The organism is Bacteroidota bacterium (assembly GCA_016721765.1).
Taxonomy (GTDB): Bacteria; Bacteroidota; Bacteroidia; order UBA4408; family UBA4408; genus UBA4408.
Window position 1 is genome coordinate 187,512 of sequence record JADKHO010000003.1, and the last position, 18,151, is coordinate 205,662.

Genomic DNA, 18,151 nt, shown 5'->3' on the forward strand with positions numbered 1-18,151 from the left:
AATTAAAATCAAACAAAATGACAAATTCACTCAACTGGTTTGAAATCCCGGTTATAGATTTCGCGAGAGCAAAAAAGTTTTACGAAACATTGTATGGTGCCGAAATAATGGAAATGCCTTTTCCTGATGGAAAGTATGGTATGCTTCCTTGTGATATGGAAAATGGTGTGGGAGGAGGAATTGCACAATACGAAGGTTTTGAACCTTCCATGAAAGGGGCATTAGTGTATTTGAACGGAGGCGAAGATTTAAGTGTTCCGCTTTCAAAAGTGGAAGCAGCCGGAGGTAAAATTCTTTTACCTAAAATGTCAATAGGCGGAAATGGCTTTATGGCTCACATCATCGACACAGAAGGAAATAAAATTGCACTTCACTCAATGAAATAAAAAGTCAAACACTATTTATGATTTATTTGCATTAATATTTACCACCCAATTCACTCGTTTCGAAAATATTAGCTAGATTCGTATTAGCAATTTGATAAGCAATGAAACGTATGAAAAAAATCCTCTTGGTGCTGATCTTACCCTTGGCTGTGGTGAGCGGAATTGTATTTGCAAATCGTGAAGAAAAAACTGAAACGAAGCCATCTTCAAAGCCATCTCCAAAGCCTTTGTCCGCGGCTGATAGAAAAGCCAGACTGGATGCCAAGAAAAAATGGGAGGCTACACCAGATGGTATACATTACAAAGCTTGGGAGGGTTCACCGGCGGGTAAAAAAGTACATGCCAGTTATGATAGAATAAAGCATTACATAAATGCTTTCTCGGATATGGAGGCTGTGGTTAGCTCTGTTACTTTTCAGCGTCCAAACGCGAATGCAACGGGTCCAAAATGGCTTATAGTTAAGATTATGGGCGAGGAATACATGATGCAATTTATTCCTAAGGATTTTGAGAAGTTGAAAAGCCTGAAAGTGAATGACCGAATAATTGTAAGAAGCCGCAGCGCAGGCTATTCGCCTAACCATCCCTATTTGATTATATCGAGCGACTATATTGCGCAAAATAATACGATACTTTTTAAACGCGACTTGAGCAAAAATAACGGTTGCTAAGGAGTAAGTGCTTCTCGATTTGTTGCAATTAAAAACGGCGCTCGAGTTTCATAAAACGCTATTACTTGCCTTTCACTCGTCCTCGTTTAGCGCAGTGTAACGAGAATGTTTTTAAATATGCGTTTGCAACGCATCAACAAAATTCCATTTCAACACAAGCCAATTCTCTAAGTCCTACTCGATTTAAAGGGCTTGTTTTATTATGCGTTTGTAACTCATAAAAAATTCCATTCAAAAATTTTATTTTTTTGAATGCATCAACATATAAAACGTGCAGTTGCGACAGGGATGGAACGGCCTGTTTGAGCTCCTTTGCGCCGGCTTTTCCGCCCAGCAAAGAGCGAGTAGTGACAGCCCGGTACCGCCTTTTTGGGAGGCGGTAGGCGCCCTGTTGTTTGTATGCTTGTAAATGAAGTCCCTGCAAAAAGAATTGTGTGCCATAATTTATTCGATTGAATTATTTTTACGCATTAACACCACCTACCAAGCCCCTCAAGCCTATTTGAATTTTTACCAAACCTAAAACCCAAGCAGTTTCTAAATCGTTCTCATGCTTGTGGTTTTAATAGGAACTTGACAATTGGCTTAATTGTAGGTCGACCCTAAAACCTCAGAAAATCTTCTTGATAATTTATCTTGAAAAAAAATAAAAAAAAATTGCGAAACCGAAAAGTTGCACATATATTTGCAACCGATTAGTTTCATTAAAACAAAAAGGACAAATGCGTAGAGATATTTTTCAAGCTGTTGCAGACCCAACAAGACGAGCCATAATCACCTTAATTGCATTAAACGCAATGACTCCAAACGCGATTGCAGAGAACTTTAATACGACAAGACAAGCCGTGTCGAAGCATTTACGCATTTTGACAGAATGCGAACTCGTAAAACAAGAACAAAGAGGTAGAGAAATTTATTACTCTCTTGAAATTGACAAAATGAAAGAAATTGACAAGTGGATGGAACAATTCAGAAAGATTTGGGAAACCCGATTTAATCAATTAGACACCCTATTATCAACACTTAAAAAAAATAAAAAATGAATAATTTACTATTTGACTTCAAGGTTGACAAGTCAACCAAAACTGTTTGCATTGAAAGAGAATTTAATGCAGCACTTGCACTTGTATGGGACGCATTTACAAAACAGGAAATCCTTGACCAATGGTGGGCTCCTAAACCATACCTATCGAAAACCATAAAAATGGATTTTAGAGAAGGCGGACGAAGATTTTATGCAATGGCAAACTCAGATGGAGTGGAAATTGGTTGGCATATACAAGATTATACTTCAATTAGCCCGAAAACAAACTTTAAATTTTTTAGTGTATTTGCAGACAAAGATGAAAATCCTTTTTTGCCGGGTTCAAATTGGGATTTAAATTTTAGTGAACAAAATGAAATAACCAAAGTAAGCATTACGATATACAATGATTCTCTTGAGCGCATGGAAAAGATGATTGAAATGGGCTTCAAGGAAGGCTTTACTGCGACATTAACTGAATTAGGAACTTTATTATCAAATTTAAATTAATAGCACTATGAAAAAATATGGATTTAAAATTTTGGTTGCAGTAATACTAGTTAATGCAATGGCTTGTGGAAATGCGCAACAGAATACCGAGAGCAAAAGTGAAATGGATACAACAGCGAATCAAACTTTGACAAACAAAACAGATAAGATTGTACAAAAAATAACGCCTTGTCTTTGGGTTGAGACAAAAGATGCAAAAGCAGTAGCGGATTATTATTTATCCATATTTAAAGACGGTAGTTTGAAAGAACATCGCAACTATAAAAATCCACCGGAAGCAGGTGGAGGAGACTTTGAAACAGCCATTATCAAAATTGCAGATATGGAATTAAGTATTTTGGCGGCAGGTCCATTTTTTAAATTTAATGAGTCTGTTTCTTTTGTGATTAATTGCAAAGACCAAGCAGAAGTTGATTACTACTGGAGTGCTTTGACATCAAATGGGGGCGAAGAATCTTCTTGTGGCTGGTGTAAAGACAAATACGGTTTATCGTGGCAGGTTGTTCCCGTTGAATATTTTGACCTCATTAACAGCGATGACCCAAAGGTTAGAGACAAGGCAATGAAAAATACTTTGAAACAGAAAAAAATTATTTTAGCAGAACTTAAATAATAACATGTAAAACAATTAAATATAATGGCACAAATTAATCCACACATCAATTTCAACGGAAATGCAGAAGAGGCATTTACCTTTTATAAATCAGTATTTGGCGGAGAGTTCACAAAAATTGTCCGCTTCAAAGACATTGCAAGTGATGAATTTCCTATCCCGGAGAAGGAGGCTAATAAACTCATGCACATTGCATTGCCTATTGGGCAGAACTTTTTATTTGCAAATGATATTATGGAAATTATGGGGCGGGTAAATGAAAACGAAAATAGAAGTAAAATTTCGATTGTTGCAGAAAGCAAAGAAGAGGCTTACAAGTTATTTAATGGACTTTCAGCAGGTGGGCAAATTGAAATGCCACTTGATGAAAATCCGGATGGTACTTACTTTGCTATGTTTAGAGATAAATTCGGAATTGAATGGATGGTAAAATTTGATCCTGCGCACGCACTCGTTTAGTGTAGCTTAATGCAGATGTTTTTAAATATGCGTTTGTACTGCCTTTTTAGGAGGCGGTAGGCGCCCTGTTGTTTGTATGTTTACTGCTTGTCTTCATTTTATTTGGAATACTAACCTACTACGATGGTAAAGCTAATCGCACATTCCATAACATCCTATTTTATTGAGCCCTTGTAGTAACTAAATTTAAGCAACAACTTTAGGGATGAAAAATTATTTCCTAAAAAATACCGATTGGTATATTTATTTTTATATTTGTCGCATAAATGAGAAATTCAATTTCAAAATCAGAAAGAACCCGGCAGTTTATTGTGGAGCAAACAGCGCCCATTTTTAATGAGAAGGGATATGTGGGCACTTCCATTACTGACCTAACAAGTGCTACAGGCCTTACCAAGGGCAGCATTTATGGCAATTTCGAAAACAAGGATGAAGTAGCACTAGCGGCATTTGATTATAACTTTAATAGGGTTACTAATTACATCAAAGAGCAAATTGTGAGATCAGAAAATTCGATTGAGCGATTATTGGTATATCCAAGGGTGTATCGTGATTTTCTTAAAATTCCTTTTTTGAAAAGTGGTTGTCCCATACTTAATACTTCTACCGAAGCTGACGATACGCATCCCCAATTACGCGCGCGTGCTGCCGATGCATTGACATTTTGGAAATCTTCCATTGAAAATCAAATAAAGAGAGGGATACATCGTGGCGAAATAAAAGCAGCAACAAACGAAGCGGAGGTAGCAGTTATTTTTATGTCACTCATCGAGGGAGCGGTGATGCAAGCAAAAGTTACGGGAAGACCAACAGAGCTGAAAATTGCAATGAAGTATTTAGAGAAATTAATTCTCTCACTAAAAGCTTAAAAAAAATTTAGCTATAAAAATACCGAACGGTATAATATAAGGAGTTTGGAAAAATGAAGTGATTCATGCATGAATAATCGAAGAAAAAAATACATATAAAAACTAAATCCTAAAAAATTAAATATATGCAAACTAAACCATTTCTAAAAGAACTTGAGAGCCAAGTAAAAGTACGCTTCCCGGATTGTGATCCCTTTAATCATTTAAACAATTCGAAGTACATTGATTACATCATCAATGCAAGAGAAGATCAGTTGTTGAAGTACTACGATTTTGATGTGTACAAAATGGCTCTTGAAACAGGTAATACATGGGTGGTTGCGCAAACACAAATAGCCTACCTAGCGTCGGCTGAACTTATGGAAACCGTAACTATTCAAAGCAGTTTGATTTCTTTTAATGGCAGGAGTTTGTTATTTGAAGCCAAAATGTTTAATGAAAACAAAACACAGTTAAAAGCGCTCCTGTGGAGCAAGTTGACACACTACAATTTAAGCAGTCGAAAAAGTCAAGAGCATTCACCGGAGCTGATGCAGTTTTTTAGTGAAGTGCTACTGCCGAATGAAAATAATATTTCTTTTGAGGAGCGTGTAAAGTTATTAAAGCAGCTAAATCCGTAAGTGAATAAAAATTCTTGTCAAAAGCAATAGATTGTTTCTGATGCTGTGCAAGCTTGCATTGACGCATGGCGCAAAACTCTCAGACCTTTTTGAATATTTTGAAGCATTGAAAACGATAAGTTTATACTTCCTTAATCATAATACAGAATCTTAATGGAACAAACAGGGTTTAATTTTTTGCGCAACTAAAACAATTATTCCCTTCCAAAGTTTAGTAAAATTGGAGTATCAGTTTGGGCTTCCACATAAATACTTAATGCATCGCTTCTATTTGCTATGAATCGATTGGGCTTAATTGCTTACTCTATTTGAATTTTAAATGATTTTTGTTTGACAGCATCTTTAAACTGTAAAAAGTAAATTCCCCCCGCAATATCAGTGAGCGGGAGAATGCATTCCTTACAAATGCCTTTTAATTTTTGGGAGCCTATTAGTTTTCCAAGCGTATTATAAACGGTGAATTGATATTCCTCATTAAAAATATCTTGCGTAAAATAAAAACTTGAATTTTTCTTGAAGACTTTAAAAACGCCACTTTCATTTTCTATAACTCCGGTACATAAATCTATAACAAAATTCTTTCCTATAGCATTTGCACAACCATTCGTATCATAGTAAGCATAGCTAATGAGATGGCTTCCAACACCTGCAGTTGAAGGGTTGAGTGTGTTTAAACTGACACCACTGCCATAATAATTTCCGCCTAAAGGAGTTGCGCCTGAAAGGGCATATAGGGGATCCGTTGCACAAAGAGTTAAAGGGTTACCCGGCCACGATAAAGTAGGTTGTGGCAGAACATTAATCCATATTGGCTGTGAATAAAATACCTGACCACAAGCGGGGTTGGTGATTCTGCAGCGAAAGAAACTATTTCCGGCGGAAGCTTGCAGGCCGTAAAAATGAAGTATAGGGTGCGTTCCTAGAAAAATTGGAACGGTATCTTTAAACCACTGGTAAGTATGCGTTCCATTTCCAACTTTCACAAATAAGCTGTCGTGTGTGCCGGCACATTGAGTATGACTCAAGGTTTGGCTTTGAATTAGTGTATCCGGGACAGTTATCAAAATATTTTTACTATAATTGGTAGAGGAAATTGAACACCCTGTTACCTTGCATCTAACAATTATGCTATCCAAAGAAAGTGGGATATTTTCGAACCTAAGAAATCTGCCATTTGCAACAATAAATCCGGGTTGATTTAGTATTGGTACAAAGGACGTTCCTTGTTTTATTTCCCATGAATACTGTGTATTTGCATTGTTGCTATTCACACTAATTGAATCTGTATTTCCTAAGCAAAGTTCTTTAGAAGTATATGGTTGGATAAGGGTGGGACCAACATTAACAGTGGTAACATTACTATAGGTTCGTGGTCCGCAATAATCCGATGTCCAAAAACGAAATTTGTAAACAGGGGGATTTGGTTGAGGAGAAAGAAGGATTAAAGAACTTGAATAATAACTGATCGAACTATACGTTACACTTTTTATTTCATAGTCGGGAGTATACGACATAATATCCTGCCATCCTTTACCATCCAAAGAATCTACTTGCCATGCGCGGAGTCCAAAAAAAGCATCACTGTATTGATAATCCAAACTGGAGTTAATATAAATGCTAATCTTTATACTATCGCCTGGACAATCCGTTCTAGAATTAAGTGTTCCCATAATAGGGGGTGCACCGAGAAGCGGAATACCCCTAATTAAAACACTATCTCTTGCCCGACAACCAAATGTATCAACAGCAGTAACAATTAGATAATCATAATTATGTATTACAAGTGTTGCTAAATTATTATTTACATAAGTTATGTTTTGTGTAGGAAAAACTGTGAATTGAGTAGACGAATCACCAAAATTTAAATTGAATAGTTCACCATTGCATTTTTTAAAAAAAGGTGCACCGCCGACTCCCGTCCCACTAATTGGTAAGTTAATATGTGGCACTCCTCTTGAATTGACACGCACCGTATCAAATGCTTTACAGCCAGCATAGGTTGCAGTAACAACATAGTCAGTTGTTATACTTGGATTTGCGATTGGGTTTTGGGCTGTTGAGGAGCTAAGTGACACAGTTGGAAGCCAGCTATAGGTAGCCACATGATTGCTGGTGGTAAAAATTTGCGCTGAACCATTACCACACATATTGAGGTCATTACCAGCATTTACAGTGAGGTTATAATTGGAATAAATAACATTTACGGTATCGGATTTATAACATCCTTGATAAGCACTATAAAGAATATAAGTAGAATTATACCCCGGATTTATTGTGGGATTTTTAGAAGTATATCCAGCAAAGGCTGTCATATTACTTGACCACCCAAAAGCAATATTATTGGGTGTTACACTACCAGTTAAAGCTGCACTAGCACCACAAGTTATGGTAACATCAGGGCCTGCCGAAACAGTAAAAGCAGGGTTTGCAGAAAAAGCTGCATATTTTACAAAGAATGAAATAGATTTGTTAGATGAAAGCGTTATGGGGTACCACGTTTGACTTGACATAAAGTTACCCCAAACAAGCTGATTCCCAGCATCATCAAATAAAACAGCATTATTTTCAAGCAGGTTTGATTGCGCGGCTCTATTTGATCTTGCCCACAGCAATTTACCGGCACTCGAAAATTGTGCACAGAATGCTTCAAAATTATTATTTGGCACTGGTGTTTGCTCGGCCCACAAAGGAAAGCTGCCTATATAAGGATAACTACCCAATAATTTTCCGCAGACTGCGATTATTCCGTTCTGGTAAGCAATGGACGTAACCTTGTTACCATAACTTGAGTAAGTTCCGCCAACAATTTCAAACCATAGATTATTACCTAAGGAATCAATTTTTGCAATAAATCCTTTAGAAGTAGGGCTATTATAGGTATAGGGAGGAAAAAATATTCGACCCTGAACCGTGCCGCTTAAAATAATGCTATTATTTTCTGCAAGGCAAGTTTTGTAGGCAGCAAATCCCTCACCGGAAGTGGCTGATTCTGCCAATTTTCCCCAAATGCAATGACCATCGCTTCCCCTGTATTTAGCCATAAAAAATGAGTAAGTGCTCAAATGCGAACCTAGGCAGGTGTAATTTACATCAAAATCAAAGCTACCACCGGCGGCATTACTTGTAGTGCCTGTAATGATAATATTACCACTACTGTCAGCTGTTAATGTATTGACCACTTCACTCGAATTTGAGCCTAACGATTTAATATATTTTAAGTTTCCTGCGGAATCCAATTTCATAAAGATTGCGTCATACTTTGTAAAGAAATTGTTGTAAAGACGATTGTAGATGATGGTATCAGCAAACTCAAAAGCGATAGCTGAAAATGACCCGCTTACAAAAACATTGTTGTTTAAATCTACTGATACGTCTGAGGCTCCGCAGAAATCATTTGATTTTTTGCTAGCCCTCACCCATTGAAATTGGAGGTTTGAATTATATTTGATAATGATAAGTTTATTTCGGTAAGTAGCCGGAAGTAAAGCGTTATTCAAATAAACATTATTTCCGGCATAAGAGCCAACAAGGTAAATACTTCCATCGGGTGAAGTACCTATTTTTGCAATATTAAATTCATCAGTAGCAGCAGCATGATGACTTACTATGACCGCTTTAGTGTAATGCCCTATTGAATCTTGAATGGCAATGAAATTAGTGACAGAATCCGTTGCAGTATTCAGGAGCGTATCAAGTTGAATGGGTTTTATTTGTCCGAATATGCCCGACACAACAAAAGTGCCATCGTTTCGGCGTTGTGCATCTTTAATGGTAAAACCAGCAGTATCAACTTTTATTGCTTGAATACAATTTTGTGAAAATAAACTTATGGAAACTAAAAGGAGAAAAAAAGTTAGGAAAAGGGATTTCATGTTTTTTTTTGTTTTTCCGCAATGACACCGAAAATGCAATCGATTAAATATACAATTACTCTTTTGCCACCAAGGCTATAAGCAACTAAGTTAAGAATGTTTCTAGGACTTTGTGGCCTAACTCTTAAATCTTATTTTCAAATTGATAATAACACTTGTTGGCATAATTAACGACAATGTATATTTTTTAAATTAAGCTTGCCATTAATTAAATTCCTTTCAGTTGAATGATAGCAAATTAATTACAAACTTAAGGGAAATAAAATACTTCGCTTTTATTGCATTTAGGCAACCTGCTTTCTTCACTAGTCCACATTTTATGCTAGGCTTTCAAAATATGCATTTACAAGGAATGGCATTAAATAATATCACTTTTACTTGGTTTGCGATTGTGCTTTTGATTCCCAAAATAGTCCCCCATTTAATCGCCGATATTCCCCGTTTTGCTGTTCCAAAGCAATCTATCCAATGTGAAATGCAATTGCCTGTCTAGCACCACCAGCAACAATTCCAAAGCAATGGATTCGTTCGTAATTTGCATAACCTCGCAATAAAGGTTTAATGAAAGCTTGCTTATTTTAATAAAAATTGCTTATTTGGGTGCATTATTTTTTGCTGTAGAACAGCGGATAAACGACATTCCTAAATCATTTTTTAGGGCCTTATAGAAGCATTAATTTTGTAAAAACAATCTCAAACTTTAAACAACAGTTATAATTTTACTAGTATGAGAAAAATAATTTCATTTATGCACATCTCGCTCGACGGCTTTGTTGCCGGACCCAAGGGAGAAATGGACTGGATTAAAGTGAATGAAGAAATTTTTGATTTCGGGGCTAAACGCATTGGAGAAGGCGATACTGCTATTTATGGCAGAGTTACTTTTGAAATGATGGAAAATTACTGGCCAACAGCTGCCGATAAACCTAATGCCAGCAAACACGACAGAGAGCATTCAAAATGGTACAGCAAAGTGCGCAAAGTGGTGTTGTCAAAAACAATGAAGGCTGAGGATTTGACAAATACACTAATTATTAACGAAAACCTTCCTGCTAGTATTAACGAACTGAAGCAACAGGATGGAGCCGACATTTTAATTTTTGGCAGTCCAGGAGCAACGCATTCACTTATGCAACATAACTTAATCGACGGGTATTGGCTATTTGTGAATCCTATTATTCTTGGAAAAGGTATTCCCTTGTTTGTTGATATTAAAGACAAAATTAAACTTAAGCTCGTTTCAACGCATCAATTTTCGTGCGGGGTAACGGAGCTGAATTACCTTATGGATAAATCATAAGAAACGTTTACAAGGATTAATAATTTATGAACGTCTTTTAATAAAAGGAAGGATGAAAATAAATTAGAGAAAGTGAAAAAAGGGTAAGTTTTTAAGCCATAAACGTATTAAACTTTATTTTTCAATATGCTAACTTTTACAACCAATTTTTTAAAGTCTTATTTGAAATAGACACCATCAGATGAAAGCAAACGGAAAAACAGTACAAGAAATACTCATCAACCTTCCGGCAGATAGGGTTGAACCATTTAATAAACTGCATGATGTGATTGTTAAAAATCTGCCGAAAGGCTTTGAGCCGGCCATAAGTTATGGTGGACTAGGCTATGTAATTCCACATTCGCTTTATCCTGCAGGGTACCACTGCAAGCCGATTGAGCCGCTGCCATTTGCAGGTATCGCTTCACAGAAAGGTTCTATCAATTTTTACCACATGGGAATTTATGCTGATCCTGAATTACTGAATTGGTTTGTGAACGAGTATCCTAAGCACAGTAAACAAAAATTAGATATGGGAAAAAGCTGTGTGCGCTTTAAAAAGATGGAAGAAATTCCATATAAACTCATTGGTGAATTGATGAAAAAAATGAGTGCTAAGGAATGGATCGCTATGTATGAAGCGAACTATAAAAAGTAACTGCAGTTTATTCGAATTATTAATTGAGAGTTATGTTATTAATTAAAAGGAGCTATTATGACATCACTTTCTAACCATACTTTTTTACGCTATTTTAATTTTATTGCCTTGTATTTCGCACAGGGTGTGCCCGAAGGAATGCTCACTTTTGGAATTCCGGCATGGATGGCTATGAACGGTAAATCTCCCGGAGAGATTGCAAGTTTTGCAGTTGTAACCGTATTGCCTTGGAGCTTAAAATTTGTTGTGGCGCCTTTAATGGACCGCTATACCTATTTGCCTATGGGCCGAAAACGACCTTGGATTATTTTAGGTCAATTGGGTTTAGTGCTAAGTTGTATCTACATGGCCTATATTCCCGATCCATTGAATAATCTGAATCAATTGATGCTCGCTGGTTTTATTGTTTCTTTTTTTGGAGCCTTTCAAGATGTAGCTACCGATGGCATGGCGGTAGATATTATTCCAATTGACCAACAAGCCAAGGCAAATGGATTTATGTGGGGTTCAAAGATAATTGGCATATCAATTTCACTGGCAGTTGGAAGTTGGGTGTTGAGCAAATATAGTTTTACAAGCTCAATGCTGATGATGGCAACTGTAATTAGTGTAATCATGCTGGTGCCCTTATTTTTAAGAGAACGACCGGGTGAAAAAATGGTGCCTTGGTCGGCTGGAAAAGCTTCACCCGACACAAAAAATTTGCAATTAGAAAGTTGGGGACGCATTTTTAAATCCTTGTACAGTGTATTTAAATTACGCAACTCATTAGTAATTGCTATGCTTTTATTTATTAGTCAAGGCGGCTTTAAATATGTTTCCACCCTGCTCCCCATTTTCACAGTGAAGGAATTGGGCTGGACAAATTTAGATTACTCGCAGTACTATTCAACAGCAAAGCTAATTGGAGGCATTGTTGGTATGTTACTGGGAGGTATTTTAATTGATAAGTTTGGTAAAAAGCGAATGATGAATATTTACTTTTTAGGCTTGGTGATTTTAATTTCAGTGTTCACATTTTCAAAAATCTATTGGGTTAACCGTAATTTTATATATGCATTTATGGTGATACAAAATGTACTCTATACTTTTGCTTGTATTGGCACTTTTGCAATGGCGATGCAATGTTGTTGGAAAAAAGTTTCGGCGAGTCAATTTACCTTGTATATGACAATAGCCAACTTAGGACAAATGTCATTTGCGGCTTTAATTGGCCCGGTGAAGGAACATTTTAGTTGGCAAGTTTCGCTCTTCGCTTTCGCGTTATTTATTTCCCTAGCCTGGTTGGTATTGCAATTCCTAAATATTGATAAACATATTGAAAAAGTTGCTGCTCTTGAAATACTGGAAATGGAAGGCAAAATCAAGGAATTAGAAGCGGTTTGATGTTTAGAAATGGATCTATTTTTTGAAATTTCATAACCTTATTGAATATTGTTTTCGGAGCAAAAGAGTTTATGCAGCAACATTTAATTTTAATTACTAAACAAAGCAAACATTGAGTCAAAGCATAAGTATTTTAGGATGCGGCTGGTTGGGAATGCCTCTGGCTATTCATTTAGTTCAAATGGGGTATACTGTTAAAGGGTCAACTACCAATACGGATAAACTCGAAACAATGAGGTCAAATGGAGTTTTGCCTTTTGTAATAAATTTATCTCAAAGAAATTATGAAGCGACTGGTTTTTTGGATGCTGAAGTTTTGATCATTGCAGTGCCTTCAAAAAATGTGAATGACTTTAAAAACTTGATTACTGAAATCGAAAAATCGCCGGTTAAAAAGGTACTCTTTATTAGTTCTACGTCAGTTTATCCAAATACAAACGATATAGTAACCGAAACGTCTGAAGTGTTGGATTCACCGTTAGTTGAAATCGAGAATTTGTTTAGGAATAGCAGCGTTTTTGAAAGCTGCATAATTCGATTTGCAGGTTTATTTGGTTACGATAGAAAACCAGGGAATTTTTATCCCTCGGGCCACAAAATCAGCAACCCGGATGGATCCGTAAATTTTATTCATAGAGACGATTGCCTTCGCATTATAATGGAAATTATTGAAAAGAATATTTGGCAAGAAACCTTTAATGCTTGCGCCGATACACATCCTAAAAGAAGAGAATTCTTTACAAAAGAAGCGCTTCGTTTAGGACTGGTTCAACCTAAGTTTAAGGAGGAATCTTCGTGTGATTATAAAATTGTGAGCAATGCTAAATTAAAAGGCAAATTGAATTTTTCATTTAAATATCCGGATGTAATGAATTATGAAGAATAGATTTGAAATGACAATTTTTTGGATGCTATTTTTTAAGAAAGGCTTACATTTATGTTCCTAAGTCATTATGTTATCATTTAATTTAAATTAGTTCAAAGGCAAATCAGAACATAGCAACTTTAACCGATTTTTAAACTTAAATAAATCATGACAACAGCATCGCAAACAGTACCAAAATGGATTCTAGTAGTATCAGGAATTTTTGCATTAATGGAAATTATGGTGAGTTTTTCCATTTGCTTTTCTCCTCAATCGGTACTTGAAACGGTTGACCTAACTGCAAAGGGCGTCGACTATTTATTTTACATGTGGGCTTCGCGCCAATTTGCCTTGGGATTTATTTTTGCTTTTGCTACAGTAAAAAAATCTATACCAATGCTCACTTTGGCTTATATTTTCTTTTTGGTAATGTTTGTAGGAGATTTGCTCATCGGCATAACGGTTAAGGAAAATTCATTAGTGTTTGCAGCGGTAGTGATGTGTGTAATTTCTTCAGTAATGATTTATGCCCTGAATAAAAGTATGGTATCGTACGAAGCATAAAGTATAAAGAAACTACTTACAGTGAGTCATCAAAGCTTAATTGGGATGAATGATTCGTAAAAATAGTTGATGAATTGGATTGTATAACAAGATTTAATGTTTGTTTCTTTTATCTAATTATAATTGATATTAATAATGAAAACAACCGCCACCCACAATGAACGCATAGCGAAAATGACTTTCGGAACTGTTTATCCTTTGTATCTGACAAAAGTAGAGAAGAAGGGTAGAACACAAAAGGAACTGCTCGAAGTGATTGAATGGTTAACAGGGTTCACAGAAAAACAAATCTTCCATCTTATTGAAAAGAAAGTGACATTTGAAGCTTTTTTTCAACAAGCTACCATCCATCCAAATGCAAAACTCATTACCGGTGCTATTTGTGGCTATCGCGTGGAGGAAATTGAAAATCCGTTGACACAAAAAGTACGCTACCTGGATAAGTTGGTAGATGAACTGGCAAAAGGCCGCAAGATTGATAAAATTTTGCGCAGCAGCTAAGTTTAGGCTGTATGTATTCCTTTCTAAATAATCCATCCGATACAAGGAAACAAGTTTCATTCATGTATCTTAAAATGCCATTATGTTTAAAGGGTTTTATCAAATTCTGATTTTCTGGTGCCCTCTTTATTTCACTTGTTCTTAAGAATGGCAATACCTATTTATAGGCACTTAAACAAATATAACTAAGTACAATGCTTAGCTGTAGCGTCAACCATTTGTCTATGTATTAGCTGTGAATCATGGTCGGTTTTTAAAGAATTGTGTAATAAAACAAGAATACAGATGTTCAATTTTGCATTGTAATAATTCCGTTACACTTAAATCACATAAAAATGGACAATACTAAAAATGATAATCACACGCAAAAGAATGAGAATGGCACACAAGAAAAAAGTCAGGCTAACGACACTCAAAATCCAAGTCCTCTTTACCCCAAGCAAAATAGAACTCATCAAATAGGTGAGGATGAAAGTGAAGAAAGTAAAAAGCGCGAAGTAGTTGCAAATGATGAAGGAGAATCAAATGATTCTTACGAAGGTATCGAAGGTATTGATGAGCCACAACTTGGAAACGAGGAGGGGCAAAGAAACCCGATCGACCAAGGCAATTCCTCGCTTGAGAAGTAATAGTTTCCAACATGAATAACATCTTTAAAGGATTAATTGCAGGATACGGGGCTCAAAAATTAGGCGGCGGTTGCTTAGGTACTATAATAGTATTTGTAATAATTTGGATGCTGTTGGGTCAATGCAATTAATTATAAAAACAATATTTCAAATTATAAAAAGGGAAATGAAAAACTTCACATCAAAAATGTTGCAGGCTATGTTAATTAGTGCCTTAATGCTTGGCTACTCATCTTGTTCGAATAAAAAAACCGAAGACTCTAAGGAAGTTGCGGAAGCGTATAATGATGCAAAATTTGAAAACAATAAAAATGAAAAGGAAGTACAATTTTTAGTAAACGCAGCCGAAATTAATAGGGAGGAGATTAGCTTAGGACAATTGGCGCAGCAAAGTGGCAAAACAAGCGATGTTAAGGAATTAGGCAAAATGATGGAAAAAGCACACACAAAATCCTTGCTTAACTTAACTGCTATGGCTGCAACAAAAAATATTTCTATTCCAGCTGCCCAAACCGAGAAGGAACAAGAAGTTTATAAAAAATTAAGCGACAAATCAGGAATTAATTTTGACAAAACCTATGCACAAATGATGGTGGATGGGCACAAAGATGCCATTAAGCTTTTTGAAACCGCTTCAAACGAAAGCACCGACCTTGATATTAAGGCATGGGCAACGGCAACATTACCTGATTTAAGATTGCATCTTGATCACTCCTTAGTTTGTCAAAAAATATTATCAAAAATGAAATAAATTATTCACGCATATAAAACACATAAAAATGGAAAAATCAATAGAAGTATTGAATTCACTCATCATTATAAACAATGATAGAATGGAAGGTTACGAAACCGCCTCAAAAGAAACAGAAGAACAAGAACTAAAATCTTTGTTTAGCAAATCTATTGCGACAAGCCAAAAATGTAAACAAGAATTGGTTCGAGAAGTTACAAAATTGGGAGGGATACCGGATGAAGGAACTAGAACAACTGGAAAATTTTTTCGTGTTTGGATGGATGTTAAAGCCGCTTTAACAGGCAAAGACCGCAAAACAATTTTGAACTCTTGCGAATTTGGAGAAGACGCTGCAGTTGAAACGTACACAAATGCAATGGCTAACAATAAGGAAGAATTCACGGCCGAACAACAAACGATGTTAAATGCACAGCATGCCTTAATTAAGGCTGATCACGACAATGTAAAAGCTTTACGTGATACATTAGTAGAAGCCTAATGTTGAATCGCTTGTTTTTCCTTTTTAAAGAATAATAAAGCTTAAGCGAAGGAGGTAGTAAAAACTCTTTCGCTTTTTAATTGTTAAGAATTTTTGACTTCGAAATATAAATAGGGATGGTGAGTAAAATGACATATTTAAAGTGCGCAGCATTTAAGATTTTAATATAGGACTCAACAAAATGTTAAAGAACGAAAAGCATTTAGAAAAAGGTGCGGCAGGTTTTGCCGGATTAGAGATGGATCAAACATTTAAAGACGATAGTTCCGGCTTAGGTAATAAAAAAGGAATATCAGTATTCGTCAAGTTCATTCTTGCAATTCTTTTATGCGAAAGTGTGGGTATTCTTAGCGCTTTACTCTCAAACGCTGGCAACAATGCTTGGTTTGATGCTTTAAATAAGCCTTCTTGGAATCCACCCCCGTATTTATTTGCTCCCGTTTGGACCATTCTTTATTTGATGATGGGAATATCGCTTTGGTTAATATGGAAAAATAAGGTTGCTGAAGTGAATAAGCGCAAACAGTATTTTATTTTCGGGATTCAACTTTTTCTAAACTTTAGTTGGAGCATTATTTTTTTTCGAATGCACAATCCACTGCTGGCTTTAATGGATATAATTTTAATGCTTGCGCTGATTATTGCTACAACAGTGAGTTTCGCGCGTTACTCTAAACCTGCTGCATGGCTGCTTGTTCCCTACCTAGCTTGGGTTTCTTTTGCTACCTTTTTAAATTATTCTATATGGATTTTAAATCCTTAAACAATAACGCAGTAGATGCAACAACTTTCAATTCTGATTTTTATTTTCTTTCAAAAATGTTCTTAATTTTTTTATAATGGCTTACCTTATAGATATTGCCACAGCTGTTCCTCAATACGCCGTTTCAAATGCTGAATTAGTTAATTTTTATAGCCATGCGTTGAATGATTCAGGACAGGATCCTATCTCGCGTAAATTGAATTTCTTATCTGATAAAACAAAAATTAAAAACCGTTACAGTTGTATTTCTGATTTTAAGGGAGAACAACAAGTATTATTTACGAATGGAAATTATAATCCATCGGTTGAAAAAAGAACCGAAATTTTTAAAGAGAATATAATGCCTTTGGCAATTACAGCAATTGATAAATTGTTTCTTGCTAATACACTTGAACCCTCTGAAATAACGCATCTCATTACAGTTAGTTGCACCGGAATATTTGCCCCTGGGTTTGAATTTTTAGTTGCAAAACACTATAATTTAAATCAAGTTGAGAAGTTAGGCTTGAATTTTTTAGGTTGTTATGCGGCTATCAAAGCACTCAAGCATGCAAATTATATTGCTCAAGCAGTTCCCAATGCATGCATACTAATTGTGTGTGCCGAACTTTGCTCTCTTCATTTTTCTCCCTCCATTGCGGATGAAGATGTGCTTTCTAATTTATTGTTTGCCGATGGTGCAGCAGCAGTATTGGTTACCGGTAACAATAATAAACATGCTAAGAATAAAATGGTTTTAAGTATCGATGCTGCCACTTCTGCCAACATCCCAAATACACTCGATTTAATGACTTGGAATATCACTTCCGGAGCCTTCCAAATGTTCTTAAGCAAACATATTGTGAGTGCTATTGGTGAGAATATTTATGATACTGTACATGAATTTTTGGAGCAAAATGACAGCACCCCCGATTACTGGGCAATTCACCCGGGTGGAATTCGAATTGTCGAAGCTGTAAAACAAAGTTTGGGTTTATCAGATTCAGCTGTATTGGATTCATTGAGTGTTTTGGAAGATTATGGCAACATGTCTTCACCCACTATCCTATTTGTGTTGCGTAGAATAATGGATAAGATTAAAGTGCAGGAAAAGGAACAAGGAAAAAATATTTTTACCTGCGCTTTTGGCCCAGGGTTAAGTATGGAAATGATAAACTTTTCAGTTGTTAATACAGCTCTTAACACTAAAGTAAAACTTAGGAATTCAAATTATGTGATGCAGCACTAATGCACTTTAGTCCGCTCGGAAT

21 protein-coding genes are annotated in these 18,151 nt (G+C 35.9%); 20 read left to right on the forward strand and 1 reads right to left on the reverse strand.

The features are described 5' to 3' along the window. The first annotated feature begins 17 nt into the window (after positions 1-17). From IPP32_13685 to IPP32_13720, 8 genes are all read left to right on the forward strand, one after another. Positions 18-386, forward strand: coding sequence for a VOC family protein (locus tag IPP32_13685; GenBank protein ID MBL0049131.1), 369 nt, complete (start codon positions 18-20; stop codon positions 384-386). Between the two features lie 110 nt (positions 387-496). Beyond that, positions 497-1,057 (forward strand): hypothetical protein, encoded by a 561-nt coding sequence (locus IPP32_13690; protein MBL0049132.1) that lies wholly within the window; start codon positions 497-499, stop codon positions 1,055-1,057. A gap of 722 nt (positions 1,058-1,779) precedes the next feature. After that, positions 1,780-2,100 (forward strand): winged helix-turn-helix transcriptional regulator, encoded by a 321-nt coding sequence (locus tag IPP32_13695; GenBank protein ID MBL0049133.1) that lies wholly within the window; start codon positions 1,780-1,782, stop codon positions 2,098-2,100. Then, entirely contained in the window at positions 2,097-2,591 is a 495-nt protein-coding gene (locus tag IPP32_13700) for an SRPBCC domain-containing protein (protein MBL0049134.1), read from the forward strand. Before IPP32_13695 ends, IPP32_13700 begins: the two co-directional genes overlap by 4 nt. 103 nt (positions 2,592-2,694) lie before the next feature. Continuing rightward, positions 2,695-3,204 carry a VOC family protein gene (locus tag IPP32_13705; GenBank protein MBL0049135.1) on the forward strand — a complete coding sequence of 170 codons (510 nt, stop codon included), beginning with the start codon at positions 2,695-2,697 and terminating at the stop codon, positions 3,202-3,204. Positions 3,205-3,228: 24 nt separating this feature from the next. Then, entirely contained in the window at positions 3,229-3,663 is a 435-nt protein-coding gene (locus IPP32_13710; protein MBL0049136.1) for a VOC family protein, read from the forward strand. A 266-nt stretch (positions 3,664-3,929) separates the two neighbouring features. Continuing rightward, positions 3,930-4,532, forward strand: a complete 603-nt coding sequence (locus IPP32_13715; GenBank protein ID MBL0049137.1) for a TetR/AcrR family transcriptional regulator — start codon at positions 3,930-3,932, stop codon at positions 4,530-4,532. 125 nt (positions 4,533-4,657) lie between these two features. Then, positions 4,658-5,152: an acyl-CoA thioesterase gene (locus IPP32_13720; protein ID MBL0049138.1), complete on the forward strand. Its 495-nt coding sequence runs from the start codon at positions 4,658-4,660 to the stop codon at positions 5,150-5,152. Positions 5,153-5,451: 299 nt separating this feature from the next. Here the strand turns inward: IPP32_13720 and IPP32_13725 are convergent, their stop codons facing one another. Beyond that, positions 5,452-9,024, reverse strand: a complete 3,573-nt coding sequence (locus tag IPP32_13725; protein ID MBL0049139.1) for a hypothetical protein — start codon at positions 9,022-9,024, stop codon at positions 5,452-5,454. 223 nt (positions 9,025-9,247) lie between these two features. On the opposite strand from IPP32_13725, the gene IPP32_13730 reads away from it, so the two are divergent. From IPP32_13730 to IPP32_13785, 12 genes are all read left to right on the forward strand, one after another. Continuing rightward, positions 9,248-9,517, forward strand: coding sequence for a hypothetical protein (locus IPP32_13730; protein MBL0049140.1), 270 nt, complete (start codon positions 9,248-9,250; stop codon positions 9,515-9,517). 234 nt (positions 9,518-9,751) lie between these two features. Continuing rightward, complete coding sequence (locus IPP32_13735; GenBank protein MBL0049141.1) at positions 9,752-10,324, forward strand: dihydrofolate reductase family protein; 573 nt, start codon at positions 9,752-9,754, stop codon at positions 10,322-10,324. A gap of 181 nt (positions 10,325-10,505) precedes the next feature. Then, positions 10,506-10,961 carry a DUF1801 domain-containing protein gene (locus IPP32_13740; protein MBL0049142.1) on the forward strand — a complete coding sequence of 152 codons (456 nt, stop codon included), beginning with the start codon at positions 10,506-10,508 and terminating at the stop codon, positions 10,959-10,961. Between the two features lie 57 nt (positions 10,962-11,018). Continuing rightward, positions 11,019-12,347 carry an MFS transporter gene (locus tag IPP32_13745; protein MBL0049143.1) on the forward strand — a complete coding sequence of 443 codons (1,329 nt, stop codon included), beginning with the start codon at positions 11,019-11,021 and terminating at the stop codon, positions 12,345-12,347. Between the two features lie 154 nt (positions 12,348-12,501). Further along, the gene (locus IPP32_13750) at positions 12,502-13,233 is read left to right on the forward strand and encodes an NAD-dependent epimerase/dehydratase family protein (GenBank protein MBL0049144.1); all 732 of its coding nucleotides are present in this window, start codon (positions 12,502-12,504) and stop codon (positions 13,231-13,233) included. A 147-nt stretch (positions 13,234-13,380) separates the two neighbouring features. Beyond that, positions 13,381-13,776 (forward strand): hypothetical protein, encoded by a 396-nt coding sequence (locus tag IPP32_13755; GenBank protein ID MBL0049145.1) that lies wholly within the window; start codon positions 13,381-13,383, stop codon positions 13,774-13,776. A gap of 135 nt (positions 13,777-13,911) precedes the next feature. Further along, the gene (locus tag IPP32_13760; protein MBL0049146.1) at positions 13,912-14,277 is read left to right on the forward strand and encodes a DUF2200 domain-containing protein; all 366 of its coding nucleotides are present in this window, start codon (positions 13,912-13,914) and stop codon (positions 14,275-14,277) included. Between the two features lie 335 nt (positions 14,278-14,612). Next, a complete protein-coding gene (locus IPP32_13765) occupies positions 14,613-14,906 on the forward strand; it encodes a hypothetical protein (protein MBL0049147.1) in 294 nt (97 codons plus the stop codon). 166 nt (positions 14,907-15,072) lie between these two features. After that, on the forward strand, positions 15,073-15,657 hold the full coding sequence (locus IPP32_13770) for a DUF4142 domain-containing protein (GenBank protein ID MBL0049148.1): 585 nt from the start codon (positions 15,073-15,075) through the stop codon (positions 15,655-15,657). Between the two features lie 22 nt (positions 15,658-15,679). Continuing rightward, positions 15,680-16,138, forward strand: a complete 459-nt coding sequence (locus IPP32_13775) for a PA2169 family four-helix-bundle protein (protein ID MBL0049149.1) — start codon at positions 15,680-15,682, stop codon at positions 16,136-16,138. Between the two features lie 238 nt (positions 16,139-16,376). Further along, positions 16,377-16,901: a tryptophan-rich sensory protein gene (locus IPP32_13780; GenBank protein MBL0049150.1), complete on the forward strand. Its 525-nt coding sequence runs from the start codon at positions 16,377-16,379 to the stop codon at positions 16,899-16,901. A 76-nt stretch (positions 16,902-16,977) separates the two neighbouring features. Beyond that, the gene (locus IPP32_13785) at positions 16,978-18,129 is read left to right on the forward strand and encodes a type III polyketide synthase (GenBank protein MBL0049151.1); all 1,152 of its coding nucleotides are present in this window, start codon (positions 16,978-16,980) and stop codon (positions 18,127-18,129) included. Positions 18,130-18,151 lie beyond the last annotated feature (22 nt).